This window comes from Thermostichus sp. MS-CIW-26 (assembly GCF_054059115.1).
Map to the genome: position 1 here is coordinate 23,786 of NZ_JBSSBV010000026.1, position 14,126 is coordinate 37,911.

General features: G+C 57.0%; 5 protein-coding genes and 2 pseudogenes. 5 read left to right on the forward strand and 2 right to left on the reverse strand.

The genetic code is table 11. The features are described from left to right. Window positions 1-6: 6 nt before the first annotated feature. Complete coding sequence (gene acsF / locus ACVWZU_RS09550) at window positions 7-1,098, reverse strand: magnesium-protoporphyrin IX monomethyl ester (oxidative) cyclase (protein ID WP_457444574.1); 1,092 nt, start codon at window positions 1,096-1,098, stop codon at window positions 7-9. A gap of 104 nt (window positions 1,099-1,202) precedes the next feature. Next, on the reverse strand, window positions 1,203-5,810 hold the full coding sequence (locus ACVWZU_RS09555) for a glutamate synthase-related protein (protein WP_457444576.1): 4,608 nt from the start codon (window positions 5,808-5,810) through the stop codon (window positions 1,203-1,205). A gap of 359 nt (window positions 5,811-6,169) precedes the next feature. On the opposite strand from ACVWZU_RS09555, the pseudogene ACVWZU_RS09560 reads away from it, so the two are divergent. The 5 genes and pseudogenes from ACVWZU_RS09560 to ACVWZU_RS09580 all read left to right on the forward strand — a co-directional run. Next, window positions 6,170-6,319 (forward strand): annotated as a pseudogene (locus ACVWZU_RS09560) (IS630 transposase-related protein); the annotation flags it as partial. Window positions 6,320-6,487: 168 nt separating this feature from the next. Continuing rightward, window positions 6,488-6,670, forward strand: a pseudogene (locus ACVWZU_RS09565) (IS1/IS1595 family N-terminal zinc-binding domain-containing protein); the annotation flags it as partial. Between the two features lie 263 nt (window positions 6,671-6,933). After that, entirely contained in the window at window positions 6,934-8,805 is a 1,872-nt protein-coding gene (uvrC, locus tag ACVWZU_RS09570; RefSeq protein ID WP_457444578.1) for an excinuclease ABC subunit UvrC, read from the forward strand. Window positions 8,806-9,011: 206 nt separating this feature from the next. Next, window positions 9,012-12,233 (forward strand): PAS domain S-box protein, encoded by a 3,222-nt coding sequence (locus ACVWZU_RS09575; RefSeq protein WP_457444580.1) that lies wholly within the window; start codon window positions 9,012-9,014, stop codon window positions 12,231-12,233. 49 nt (window positions 12,234-12,282) lie between these two features. After that, window positions 12,283-13,959: an NAD+ synthase gene (locus ACVWZU_RS09580; protein WP_457444584.1), complete on the forward strand. Its 1,677-nt coding sequence runs from the start codon at window positions 12,283-12,285 to the stop codon at window positions 13,957-13,959. Window positions 13,960-14,126 lie beyond the last annotated feature (167 nt).

Consider the following 14,126-nt stretch of genomic DNA (forward strand, 5'->3'; position numbering starts at 1 on the left):
GACGGCTCAAGCAGAAACAGCCGTTCCTTCAAAACGGGGCTCCGGCTGCTCCCACAGGTAGAAGCCAGCTTTCCGAGGTTTCAGGAGGAACAGCCGCAAAAACTGATAGAAGTTATCCAAGTAGAGGGGCAGCTTGCGCAAACCCTTGAAGGGGCCGGATCCCCGGGCAATCTCCCTCAGCTTAGCGTTGTTGGCCACGCACTTTTGCAGCCGCCGCACAAACTCAGGGTTTTCCACATCCAACACCACCGGGAACACCTTGGCCGCCTCGCGGTTGGTCTTGTAGATTACCTCCATGTCATAAGTATGGGGATCCAGCCCAATGAGGCGGTAGAAATCCGGGCGCTCTCCCACATCGTTGAGGTACATAGTGGCGAACACCGACAGCAAGAAGAAACGGCACCACAGCTTGGCCACCCACCCCTGCAGCAGCCTGGGCTGGCTCAGAAGCATCAGCGCGAAGAAATCGCCGTGGCGGTTCTCGTCCTGGCACCAGTTCTTGAAGAAGTTGAAGATCGGGTAAACGCGATCCTCGGGGTGGGCCTCCAGGTGGCGGTAGATGAGAATGTAGCGCCAGTAGCCAATCTTCTCCGAGAGATAGGTGGCATAGAAGATGAAACGCGGCGCGAAATAGGTGTAAGACTTGTGCTTAGTGAGAAAGCTCAGGTCGAAGGCCATGTTGAAGTCGCCCATGGCGCGGTTCAGAAAGCCGGCATGGCGGGCCTCATCGCGGCTCATCAGGGCAAAGCACTCGGCCAAAACGGGGTTGGTCTCTTTTAGCTTGCGCGACAGCTCCTTGTAGAGGAGAAAACCGGAGAACTCGGCTGTACAGGAGCGCTCCAAGAACTCCACAAACAACCGGCGCGCCTGCGGATCCAGGCGGCTTTCCCAGTCTTGGTTGAACTCCTCACCCCGGACGAAGTGATGGCGGTTGTAGTCGGCGCGAAACTCCTGCAGGATGGCCCGGAAATCGGCCTCTCGATCCCCTAAGCCCATTTTGCCGATGGCCTCGAAATCGGTGGTGTAGAAGCGCGGCGTCAGGATGGTCTCGGTGGGCACTCGCGCTTGAGTTTGAGCAGCTTGCAAACTGGGACTCATAGTGATTTAAAGCGGATGAAAAGGCCAGGTATACTCTCGCAGTTTACCAGCCTCTCTGGCCGTCGTGGGGATAAGAAGTGTTACCGGCAGGCTCTGAGAGATCCTTAAGACTCCACTGCCAGCGGCTGGGATCGCAAGGGATCCGTCAGCTCGCTGCCCTCCTCCGAAGGCGGGATCACCTGCCAAAACAGAGGCAAATAGGATTCCCAATTTTGCAGAATGCGCTCCGCTTTGGGGGAATGGGTGCGGCGATAGTGCTCTTGGATCAGGCTCTTCAGTTGTGCCTCTGCTGCTGCTGTCTGCACCCGCTGAATGCGCACGATCTCCCCGTTGACCTTGGCGGGGAAGTTGCCCTCCTCATCCAGCACATAGGCCAGGCCGCCGGTCATCCCCGCTCCCAGGTTGCGGCCCACCCGCCCCAGCACCACCACCACCCCACCGGTCATGTACTCGCAGCAGTGGTCGCCGGATCCCTCGATCACCGCCTGCGCTCCCGAGTTGCGCACCGCAAAGCGTTCCCCCGCCTGGCCGTTGGCAAACAGGGATCCGCCCGTGGCCCCGTACAAACAGGTGTTGCCCAGGATTACATTTTCCGCCGGATCGCGGGGCGCCTCAGGGGGAGCCAGGATGACGATCTCGCCGCCACACATGCTCTTGCCCACGTAGTCATTCGCTTCTCCTGTCAGGGTCAGGCGCATCCCCGCCAGTGTAAAAGCGCCAAAGCTCTGGCCGGCGCTGCCGACAAAGCGCAGATCCAACTGCCCCCCCTGTTGGGCGAAGCCGGTATCTCCGTACAAGCGGGCCAAGGTTCCGGCAATGCGCCCGCCTACGCAGCGGTCGGTGTTGGCGATAGGGATCTCCACCGTGGCCGTGCCGCAGGTTTCCACCGCCTTCTGCACCTCCGGCTGAGCCAGGATCTGCTCATCCAGCACCGGGCCGTTGGAATGCACCGGCTCATGCTCCAACCAGTCGGGCAGGGTGTTGGGATCAAAACCGGGGGGAGTTCGCAGCAGACACTCCAAGTTCAAGGATTGGGTCTTCTGCAGAACCGCATCGGCCCGCGGACAGAGCAGATCCACCCGTCCAATCACCTCCTTCAGAGAGCGGTAGCCCAGTTGCGCTAAGACTTGGCGCACCTCCTCCGCCACAAAGGTGAAGAAGGTCACCACGTGATCTGGCGTGCCGGGGAAGCGCTTGCGCAACTCCTCCTTCTGGCTGGTCACTCCCACAGGGCAGTTGTTGGTGTGGCACACCCGCGCCATGATGCACCCCTCCGCAATCATGGCCACCGTGCCAAAGCCAAACTCTTCTGCCCCCAGCATGGCCGCCATCACCACTTCCCAACCCGTGCGAATGCCGCCATCCACCCGCAGGATGGAGCGCTGCCGTAGGCCGTTTTCCAGCAGGGTATGATGCACCTCCACCAGGCCCAACTCCCAAGGTGCCCCGGCATGTTTGATGGAGCTCAAGGGGGAAGCCCCTGTGCCCCCTTCATGGCCGGAGATTTGGATGATGTCGGCGTTGGCCTTGGCTACTCCTGCCGCCACCGTGCCGATGCCCACCTCCGCCACCAGCTTCACCGACACCTGTGCCTGGGGGTTCACCTGGTGCAAGTCGAAGATCAACTGCGCCAGATCCTCGATGGAGTAGATGTCGTGGTGGGGCGGCGGCGAGATCAAGGTCACCCCCGGCTTGGAGCGGCGCAGCTTGGCGATGTAGGGGCTGACCTTTTTGCCCGGCAGTTGCCCGCCCTCGCCCGGCTTGGCCCCCTGGGCAATTTTGATCTCAATTTGCCGCGCGTTGAGCAAATACTCCGGTGTCACGCCAAAGCGGCCCGAGGCCACCTGCTTCACCGCCGAGCTGGCGTTGTCCCCCATGCGCAGCCCCTTCAGGTGGGGAAAGCGGGCCGAGGTGCCATCTGGGCCTACATCGGTGATGGGGAGGTATCGTTCCGGATCTTCCCCGCCTTCACCGGAGTTGGACTTGCCGCCGATGCGGTTCATGGCAATGGCCAGGGTCTCGTGGGCCTCGCGGCTGAGGGCCCCCAAGGACATCCCACCTGTGGCAAAGCGTTTGAAAATCTCCGACACCGGTTCCACTTCCTCCAAGGGAATGGGATCCCGGTCGCTGCGGAAATCCAGCAGGTCTCGCAACGCGGTGGGGGTGCGGCTGCGCAGGTGCGCCCTGTAGATCTCATAGTGGGCAGGCTGACCCGATTCGATGGCCTTGTGCAGCAGTTTGGCCATTTCTGGACTGTTGATGTGGTATTCGCCTTTGGGCCGCGCCTGGATAAAGCCAAAGTTCTCCAGCTTTTTCGAGGTGAGTTCGGGAAAGGCCCGCTGGTGATTCACCATGCCCTCGCGGGCCAGATCCGCCAGCGTCATGCCTCCCACCCGCGACACCGTGCCGCGGAAGGCCAGATCGATCACCTCTTGGCTCAGGCCAATGGCCTCGAAAATCTGCGCTCCGTGGTAGCTGGAGAGCAGAGAAATGCCCATTTTGGAAAGAATCTTGAGCAGCCCTGCCTCAATGGCGGCGCGGTACTTCAGTTGCACCTCGGCCAGGGAAAGCTGGGGCAACTTGCCGGCAGCCATCTGGGTTTGCGTCTTGGGCTTGTGCCACCACTGCCGCACAGCTTCATAGGCCAGATAAGGACAAACGGCGCTGGCCCCATAGCCGATCAAGCAGGCAAAGTGATGGGTACTCCAGCATTGGGCAGTCTCCACCACCAGGGAAGCGCGTAGGCGCAGCCCCTCCTGGATGAGGTGATGGTGGATGGCGCCCACCGCCAACAGAGGTGGGATCAGAGCCTGCTCGGCATTGAGGCCGCGATCCGAGAGGATTAAAATCTCAGCTCCCCCCCGCACTGCCTGAGCCGCCTGCTGGCAGAGGGCCCGTACCTGGACCTCCAGTCCTTCTGGGCCGGCAGCCACCGGATAGAGAATCGGGAGCGTGTGGCAGGGAAAAGGGGTATGCTGCAGAGCGGCCAGCTCCGCTTCGTTGAGCACCGGGCTGCGCAACTGCAACAGGCGGGCATGCTCAGGGCGGATCTCCAGCAGGTTGCCCTTGGATCCCAGATACACATCCAAAGACATCACCAGGCTCTCCCGCAGGGGATCGATGGCAGGGTTGGTGACCTGGGCAAAGCGCTGCTTGAAATAGTCGTAGAGGGGATGAGGCTGGGTGGACAGCACAGCCAGCGGCGCATCATCCCCCATGCTGAAGGTGGGCTCCTTGCCCGTAGCCGCCATCTCCTCGATGATCATCTCCACATCTTCTGAGGAGTACCCGAAGGCGGTTTGGGCTTGTAACAGTTGTTCTTCCGAGAGGTGAGGGGTATTTTCAAAGCCTTGGGTGCTGAGCTGAACGCGATGGGCTTTGAGCCATTCGCCGTAGGGGTGCTGGGTTGCCACCTGGGTTTTGATCTCCCAGTTTTTGCAGATTTGCCCGCTCTGCAGATCCACCGTCAGCATCTGCCCCGGGCCTAGCCGCCCTTTTTCCAAAATGTCGGTCTCCGGCAGGGCAACCACCCCGGCTTCTGAGGCCACCACCAGCAGACCATCGCGGCTGCGAGCGTAGCGGGCTGGGCGCAGGCCATTGCGATCCAACGTGGCCCCGATGGTTTTGCCGTCGCAGAAAACCACCATCGCCGGGCCATCCCAAGGCTCCTGCAGGCCGCCGAAGAACTCGTAGAAATCCACCACTTCCGGGTGATTCTGCAGTTCTGGCTGGTTGCGATAGGCTTCCGGGATCAGCACCATCATCGCCTGCTGAGTGGAGTAGCCCGACTGAATCAACAGCTCAAACACAGCGTCCAGACCTGCTGAGTCGCTGGTGCCCGGGTCAATAATCGGCTTCAGATCCTCGACCGCTGTACCCCAGCGGGGATGGGAAAGGGTTTGTTCGCGGGCGGCCATCCAGTTGACATTGCCCAGGTAGGTGTTGATCTCGCCGTTGTGGCAGAGGTAGCGGAAAGGCTGGGCCAGGGACCAACGCGGCAGGGTATTGGTGCTGAAGCGGCGGTGGTAGGTGGCGTAGGCGGTGGTGTAGAGGGGGTTTTGCAGATCTCGATAAAACTGGCCCAGAACCGACGATTGCACCATGCCTTTGTAAACGACAACCCGGCAGGACAAAGAGGCAAAATACAGAGCATAAAAGCCAAACCGAGCCTCTACCCGCCGCCGAATGCGCCGCCGCAACAGATAGAGCTGCTGCTCTAGCTCGTCTCCTTCCAGCGTGGGATGGGTGAGGAGCATCTGCCAAATGGAGGGCATGGTCTGCCGCGCCATCGGCCCCAGGCAATTGGGATTGACCGGTACCTGCCGCCAAACCACCCGCTGCCAGTCGGTGGTGGTCAAGTACTCATCGATCACCTGCTGCACCGCCTGACACTCAGCAGGATCCTGAGGCAAAAAGACCATCCCCACCGCGCTGTGAGTGGGATCCCAAGCTCGAATTTCTTCCCTCTCTGCCTGCAACAGCGACCAGGGGATTGCCGTTGCAATGCCCGCCCCATCACCGCTCTGGCCGTCGCCGCCACAGCCACCCCGATGTTCCATACAGGTGAGGGCCTGAAGGGTTTTCTGCAAGAGGTCGTGGCTGGCTCTCCCCTGCTGATCCACCAAAAAGCCGACCCCGCAAGCATCCCGCTCTTGAAAGTGCCAGTTTTCCTGCAGGATAGGGGCCGAGACCTGAGAGGGATGGGGATTCATAGGAGTAAAAACAGTTTGGAATAAATCACGCTTTCAGAGGTGGAAAACCAGCATATCGCACTCCAATCCGACAGGAAAAGGGGGGCAGTCTCAAGTCACGGCTGGCTCTTGCCAACAGGGCAACCGTTGGGGCAATCGGCTCAGCGAAGTAAAGACAAAAAAGCTCGCCATGAACAGATTTTTCGAGTTTCTTCTGCAGCTTTCCCCGACGGACTGCGGACGATCTGAGAAAGCTAGGGCGAATGCGCCAGCTCACACCGGCTCCGCTCGCTGGCAACTGGCCCTGTGGAGAACTGCGGTAGGGAGACAGCCGTAGGGTATGTCCAGGAAGAGGGCAACCCCACAGGTGTACAACAGATGTACAAATGTACAAAGTCAGGCGTGCAACGGTCTATCGCTGGCTGAACCTAGAAGACCTCAGGCCGACAAAAGTCAAGACCCAGAAGCCAAAGATAGACTTGGCCGCCCTGCAGCAAGACATAGGCCAGGATCCAGGAGCTCAATTGTAAGGATAGAGCTCAGAGATTCGGGTCGCGCCAGCGGGACGGAGCCCTTGCCCTATTGACTATACTGGTGGTGCTCTGGGAGCAATGATACTATTACCCTAGATTTTTCGTGTTTCTGAGTAAGCTCATGCTGACTTGCCCAAGCCGTCATTCTTTTAACTTAGATACGACAAGATCCATAATGGAAAGCAGCATTATCGATGCCAGGATTGTCACAGGCAATTTATACCTGAATCTACTCAAAAGATTGTCTCAGAAGTCAATATATCCCTAGTTAATAAACTTAAGCGACTTTCCATTGCTGCTATATCTTATGTAAATGAACTACCAGAACTCTGGACAAAATTATGTTAATCACAAATCAACTTATCCTTCCCAAATCATGGAGGTCTACCCGTCAAAAGAGGTACTTTGATCCTGCGATGCGACGAGCTATTGCCATTTGTGCTAGCAGGTTGGAGCTTGAAAGCAGGACGAGCTTCCCAAACTTGTTCAGAATGATTGTTCAGAATGACTGTGTCTCCACATGGGTTGGAGTCAGTGTTGCCGAGAAAAGCCATATCCTTGCTAGATTGAAGTCATGGGATCCCTGACTCTACCCGATAGAACTGAACTTTATGACCGTCCCTCTGATTCACAGCCGTGACGTTCTAGAGAGCCGTCTCAAGGAGATTCCTGCTGAACCCGGCGTATATTTAATGCGAGATGCCACAGATCAGATTCTCTATGTGGGCAAGTCCAAGAAATTGCGCTCTCGAGTGCGATCTTATTTCCGCTTCACCGGCGACCTGTCCCCTCGCATTCAGCGCATGGTAGCTCAGGTTTGCGAGATCGAGTTTATCGTTACCGATAATGAAAGTGAAGCTTTAGCCCTAGAAGATAATCTGATTAAAACCCATCAGCCCCCCTACAATGTTCTTCTCAAGGATGACAAAAAGTATCCCTATTTGTGCATTACCTGGTCGGAGCCTTATCCCCAGCTTTACATCACCCGCCATCGTCGCCTTGATCGGAATCAAGACAAATACTATGGCCCCTACACCGATGTTGGCCTGTTGCGCCATACCCTTGGGTTGGTCAAACGAATTTTTCCCTTGCGCCAACGGCCCAAACCTCTGTACAAAGATCGCACCTGTTTGAACTACGACATTGGGCGCTGCCCCGGGGTATGCCAAGGCTTGATCAGCCCAGAAGAGTATCGCAAAACGCTGACTCAAGTGGCCATGATCTTCCAAGGCCAGACAGATGAGCTGATCCGAGAGCTGCAGGAGAAGATGATCCAGGCCGCCGAACAAGAAAATTATGAGGCAGCCGCACGATATCGGGATCAAATTCGCGGTTTGGAACAATTGGGAGAATCCCAGAAGGTCTCTTTGCCTAACTCTACCGTCAGCCGTGATGCTCTGGCCTTGGCCATGAATGATTCACGAGCCTGCATTCAATTGTTTCAGGTGCGGGCAGGCAAGTTGGTGGGGCGGCTGGGGTTTGTGGCCGAAAATCGGGGCGATGATCCGGCGTTGATTTTGCAGCGGGTTCTACAAGAGCATTATCAATACTGTGATCCGGTGGAAATTCCCTCTGAAATTTTGACCCAGTATGAATTGCCGGATCGGGATTTTCTGGAGTCTTGGCTGAGTCAGAAAAAAGGCCGCAAGGTCAGCCTTGTTGCCCCCCAACGGCAGAGCAAAGCTGAGTTGATCGAGTTGGTTGAGCGGAATGCACAACTGGAGCTAACCCGCACTCAGCGCTTGGCGGATCGGGATGCCGCGGCCTTGGAGCGCTTGGCAGAGGTCTTGGATTTGCCGGATGTGCCCCGTCGCCTAGAAGCCTACGATATTTCCCACATTCAGGGATCCGATGCTGTGGCCAGTCAGGTGGTGTTTATCGATGGCCTGCCTGCCAAACAGCACTACCGCCGCTACAAGATTCGCAACCCTGAGGTGCGCCCCGGTCACTCCGATGATTTTGCCAGCCATGCAGAAGTGGCCCGGCGTCGCTTCAGCAAAATGACCCCTGAGGATCAGCCGGATTTGGTGCTCATCGACGGGGGCAAGGGGCAGTTGTCGGCAGTCATGGCCGTCTTGGCAGATTTAGGGCTGGATCACCTGCCGGTGATTGCCTTGGCCAAACGAGAAGAAGAGATCTTTCTGCCGGGGGATCCCGTGCCCTTGCGGTTGCCGGCCCAAGATCCGGCTCGCTTGTTGTTGCAACGCCTGCGAGATGAAGCCCACCGATTTGCTCTCGCCTTTCATCGCCAGCAACGGAAAGCGCGTCAGCATGCCTCTACGCTGGACGAGATCCCCGGCTTGGGCAAGTATCGGCAAAAGCTGCTGATGGAAGAATTTCGGTCGATTGCCCGCATTCAGGTGGCCTCAGAAGACCAGCTGGCCCAGGTGCCCGGCATTGGCCCGAAGATTGCCCGGCAGATTTACCGCTACTTTCACCCGGAAACTCAGGCGGGATCCCCGGAGACAGCGCAGGTGGAGTAGTTGAGAATCCGCGCAGGGATCCCTGCCCTACCGGCAGCCCACGGGGTAACATCCACAGAAACCTGAGCACCCTTCCTCGCCCGTGATTTTACGGGGTTAGGGGGGAACTTGTAGTGCGGGAAACATCGCTTAAGGCAGAAATGATACATAATCCCAAGGACAGGTGTTCTCAGTGCCCTGGTACTGCTTGCCAATAGGGGATCCTGATGCTGGCCGAACTTGATGTGCTCCTGGAAAATGCCCCCATTGGGATCTTTCGTGTGGATCTGCAGGGACGGTACCGGTTTGCCAATGCCAAGCTTGCCGAGATATACGGCTATACTTCCTCTGCCCATTTGATGCGCCATCTGTCGGATTTTGGCCATCATCTCTATGCTGACGCTGCCGGTCGTCGCCAGTTTTTCCAGGATCTGCTTGCAGGCAAAGTCGGCGATGGGAGAGTGGCCCAAGAGTTTTTGATCCACAGTCGCAAGGGCTTGGACTTGTGGGTGCGAGAACAAATTCAAGTTGTCCGCAATCCGGCAGGGGATCCCCTCTGTTTTGAGGGGTATGTGGAAGACATCACGGCACAGAAGCGGGCTGAACAAGCGCTTGCAGAGAGCCAGCTCCGCTACAAAAGGCTGGTTTGCGCTATTCCACAAGCCTTGATGATTTTTAGCCGAGAAGGCCAATGCCTAGAGCTGATTTCTTCCCCGGAGAATAATTATTTTGCTTCACTCTCAGCAGAGCATATTCAGGGAAAAGCAGTGGGAGAGCTGTTCGGCCCTGAGGTTGGCGATCAACTGCAGAGGCTGATTGACCGTTGCTTGAGCAGCGGATCCCGGCAAACTCTGGAGTTTCCCCTAACCAACTCAGCAGGGGAGCTCCGTCACCAGGAAGTTTGCGTGGTTCCCCACGGAGCAAATTGCGTGCTTGGCTGCATTCAAGATATTACCGAGCGTAAGCGTCTAGAGCTGGCTTTGTTGGAGATTCAACAGCGATTCTGGGGTATTGTAGAGTCCTGCAATTTGGGCATTTCTCTGCTGCCTCTTGAGCCAGAATCCAAGCCACATGGCATGAACTCAGCCCTCAAGGATATAACAGGATATTCTGCAGAGGAACTGAAAGCTTTGCCTCTGGAGGCTTGTATCCCAGACTTGGCCAATGTTGAAACTCTAAAAAAACTTTGGCAGGAGTTGGTTGATGGCCGGCGCAGTCATTATGAATGGGAACATCCCTACACCCGTAAGAATGGCCAAATCATCTGGGTAAAGTCTCAGGTTTATGTTGTGAGAGATGAAGAACAAAAGCCTCTATTTGCCGTTCACTTCCTGGATGATATCAGCGAGCGCCGATCCATCAAATCTGCTCTTGGGGAAATTCAAAACCAATTGCAGGGGATCTTCAACTTCTGTAGCCAAGGGATTGCTCTGATGAGCTTGGATCCTGATCCCCGGTATCTCAGCCTCAATCCGGCAATGGCAGAGATTACGGGGTATAGCGAGGAAGATTGGTCGGCTCTGAAAGCGGAAGATTACACTCCCTATCCCGAAGATCGAGAACGGGGCGAGATACTCTGGAATGAATTGATTGCCGGATACGCTAGCAACTATGAATATGAAAAGGTGATCCGCCGTAAAGATGGCAGAGAGATCTGGGTTCGCCTGCAACTGTCTGTAGTGCGAAACGCTCAAAACGAGCCTCTGTTTGCCATTCAATTTCTAGAAGACATTTCCGAGCGAAAAAGGGCCGAAACTCACCTGCGAGAAAGTTTGGCCGATCTGGCCCGCAGCGAAGCACGTTACCGCGCCCTTTACGAAGTGATTCCAGACATGATTCTGCAGGTGGATCGGCAAGGGCTAATCCTGTCCTACAAGCCCCCAAAAGGATTTGCATCGGCCTATCCCGATGACCGCTATCCTAACCAGTACATTCAGGATCTGTTTCCAGAGCATTGGAAAATCTACTTTGCTCCCTTGTTGGAGAAAGCCTTTCAAACGGGAGAAATTCAGGTTATTGAATATCCACTTCCCAAAACTTCTCAAGACACTGCGGAAGCATTGCCGGAATATCGTGAGGCACGTCTGTTGCCGTTTGGGCCGGATGAGGCCATTGTTTTGGTGCGCGATATCACCCTGCGCAAGCGCCTGGAGCTGGCCCAGCAAACACGAGAAGCTGAATTAACAGTCCTGGTGCAACAGCGAACCCAGCAACTGGAACGCAGTCTGCAGTTTGAATCGATTCTGCGCCGCCTCATCCATCAGATACGGGCAACTCTGGACGAAAAGCAGATCTTGCAGACGGTTGTGAACGAGCTGGGGAAATTTTTGGGCGTTCTTTTTTGCAATGTTGGCCTTTACGATAGCCGCCGAACCTACTCCCTGATCAGCTATGAATACACGACGCTTTCGACCTCTGGGGTCGGGGCTCGGGTTTGGATGAGAGATTTTCCCCTCTTCTACGAACAGCTATGGCGAGGCTGGTGCTTTCAACTGTGCGCTCGGGATCGTCAACGGGATCCCGACACTCTGCCCCCCTATCTGACCAAGCTGGCCTGCCCCATTGCGGACGATCAGGGCATTCTTGGGGATCTGTGGCTGGCTCGGCCTCCTGAGGAGAGTTTTAGCGATTGGGAAATCGATTTGGCCCAGCAAATGGCGGCCCAGTGCGCGATTGCCTTGCGACAGGCCAGGCTCTACCTCAGCAGCCAGGCTCAGGTGACGGAATTGAAAAAACTCAGCCAAATTAGGGATAACTTCCTGGCCGCCGTCTCCCATGAGCTGCGCACTCCCCTTACCAGCATTAGCCTCTCGGTTCACCTGCTGAAACTGAGCCATCAAGTTTCTCCTCTCACCCCCAAGCAAATCCAGTATCTTGAGGTTCTGGAGCAGGCGTGCGAGCGAGAGATCTCCCTAATTAACGATCTTCTTAACGATCTTCTGGATCTACAAAATTTGTCGGGCAATACGCTCAAGCTGCCCTCTGAGCAGGTTAACCTGCCTCTCCTTTTGGCACCTCTTATCAATCGGTTCCAAGACCGGATGCGCAAGCGGCAGCAAACTCTACAAGTTCACTGGGATCCCCACCTGCCCTATCTGCACACCCATCCTCGCCTGTTGGAACGCTTGGTCTGTGAGCTTTTGACCAATGCCCACAAATTCACGCCCGCCGGCGAACACATTGTCCTAGAGGTTGTTGCTTTGGGTTCCGACCGCTGGGAGCTGCGCTTGACCAACACGGGCACCACCATTCCCCTCGAAGAACAAGAACGCATTTTCGAGCAGTTTTATCGCATCCCCCACTCGGATCCCTGGCAGCAGGGGGGAACAGGCTTGGGATTGGCTCTGGCCCAAGCCATTGCCAACCACTTGGGCGGCTCTTTGCAGGTGGAAAGCACTGCCCACCAAACCACGTTTATTCTTCGCTTGCCCGCAGCAGAATCTTGTTGACGATTCGGTTTGGGCCACTTATGGTGAGATTTACCATATGGGGGGCAGGGTGAAGGTAGCGCTGTTGCAACTGAACTACATCGTCGGCGATCTAAGCGGAAATGCCGAGCGCATCCGTTCAGCGGTTGAGGCAGTGGCGGCGGCGGGAGCAGAGTTGGCCATCACCTCCGAGCTGGCGTTGCTGGGATATCCACCCCGCGATTTGTTGCTCTATCCGGCCCTGGTCGAGAGGGCAAGCCAGGTTTTGCAGCACTTGGCCAGCCGGTTACAGGCCAGCATTCCGGTGGTCGTGGGATCCGTGCAGCCCAATCCTCTGCCTGAGGGTCGGCCCCTTTACAATGCTGCTGCCTGGCTGGAGGGAGGCCAGATCCGCCACTGGTTTCAGAAGTCGCTCTTGCCCACCTACGATGTCTTCGACGAAGATCGCTATTTTGAGCCGGGATCCCAGCCCCAACCCATCGAGTACCGTGGCCGCCGCCTGGGCTTTACCATTTGTGAAGACATTTGGAACGACCGCGACTTTTGGCAGCACCGTCGCTACCACTGGGATCCGGTGGAAGAGATGGCCCGCTGCGGTGCCGACCTGCTGATTAACCTCTCGGCTTCCCCCTTCAGCCTAGGCAAACAGAAGTTGCGGGTGGAGATGCTGGGATCCCTGGCCCGCAAGCACGCCCTGCCCATTCTCTACGTCAATCAGGTGGGGGGCAATGATGATTTGATCTTCGATGGGGCCAGTTGCGCCCTGGATCGCTGGGGTCGGGTTGTGGCCCAAGCCGCTGCCTTTCAGCCGGATCAGCTCATCCTGGATGTGGACGAGTTGACCCAGTCTCCCAACCCAGACCAGAGCCCACCGACCGCGGGATCCCGCTGGCCGACCGAGCCGGAAGCCGAGCTGTACGAAGCCTTGGTTTTGGGCACCCGCGATTACGTCAGCAAATGTGGCTTTCGCGAGGTGCTATTGGGCCTGTCGGGGGGGATCGACTCTGCCGTCACTGCTGTGATTGCTGCCGATGCCTTGGGGCCGGAGCGGGTGCTGGGGGTGCTCATGCCCTCTCCCTATTCCAGCCCTGGCAGCCTGACCGACGCCTACCAACTGGCGCAAAACCTGGGGATCCCTACCCTGAAGCTGCCGATTCAGTCCATCATGGAGAGCTACCACCAGCTTTTGGCAGAGCCCTTTGCCGGCCTCCCCCCAGACATCACGGAAGAAAACCTGCAATCTCGCATTCGCGGCACCCTCCTCATGGCCCTTTCCAACAAGTTCGGGCGGCTGCTGCTGACCACAGGCAACAAATCAGAGCTAGCAGTGGGCTACTGCACCATTTACGGGGATATGTCCGGCGGCCTGGCGGTGATTTCCGATGTGCCCAAGACCTGGGTGTACCGCTTGGCTCGCTGGATCAACCGACAGCAGGAGCGGATCCCGCTTGCTACGCTGACCAAGCCCCCCTCGGCAGAATTGCGACCTGGCCAACAAGATAGCGACAGCCTGCCCCCCTACGATTTGCTGGACAAGATCCTGCAGCGGCACATCGAGCAGCATCAATCCAGCCCCGAGTTGGTGGCTCAAGGGTTCGATCCCGACATCGTGCAGCAGGTGCTGCGGCTGGTTCAAAAAGCCGAGTTCAAGCGACACCAAGCTCCCCCTGGGCTACGCATTACCGATCGCGCCTTCGGCACCGGCTGGCGGATGCCAATCGCCAAGCGGCAGGAAGGGATCATCTAATGGAACTAGTGGGATACCCTCACCAAATTTTCGGGCTGGAGGCCCGCACCATAGCCGCAGGCTTGGTGTCGAGAGGAAAGCCCTCCTCCATATAGGTTTGCTGGTCAAAAGTCTGGATAAACTACAATAAGCCCATGAGCCAGACTATCTCTGTACGTTGCAAGCTG

What these genes read in the sequence shown, in the direction of transcription:
- acsF (WP_457444574.1), bottom strand. Translation starts at nt 1,098, where the DNA reads ATGAGTCCCAGTTTGCAAGCTGCTCAAACTCAAGCGCGAGTGCCCACC.
- ACVWZU_RS09555 (WP_457444576.1), bottom strand. Translation starts at nt 5,810, where the DNA reads ATGAATCCCCATCCCTCTCAGGTCTCGGCCCCTATCCTGCAGGAAAAC.
- uvrC (WP_457444578.1), top strand. Translation starts at nt 6,934, where the DNA reads ATGACCGTCCCTCTGATTCACAGCCGTGACGTTCTAGAGAGCCGTCTC.
- ACVWZU_RS09575 (WP_457444580.1), top strand. Translation starts at nt 9,012, where the DNA reads ATGCTGGCCGAACTTGATGTGCTCCTGGAAAATGCCCCCATTGGGATC.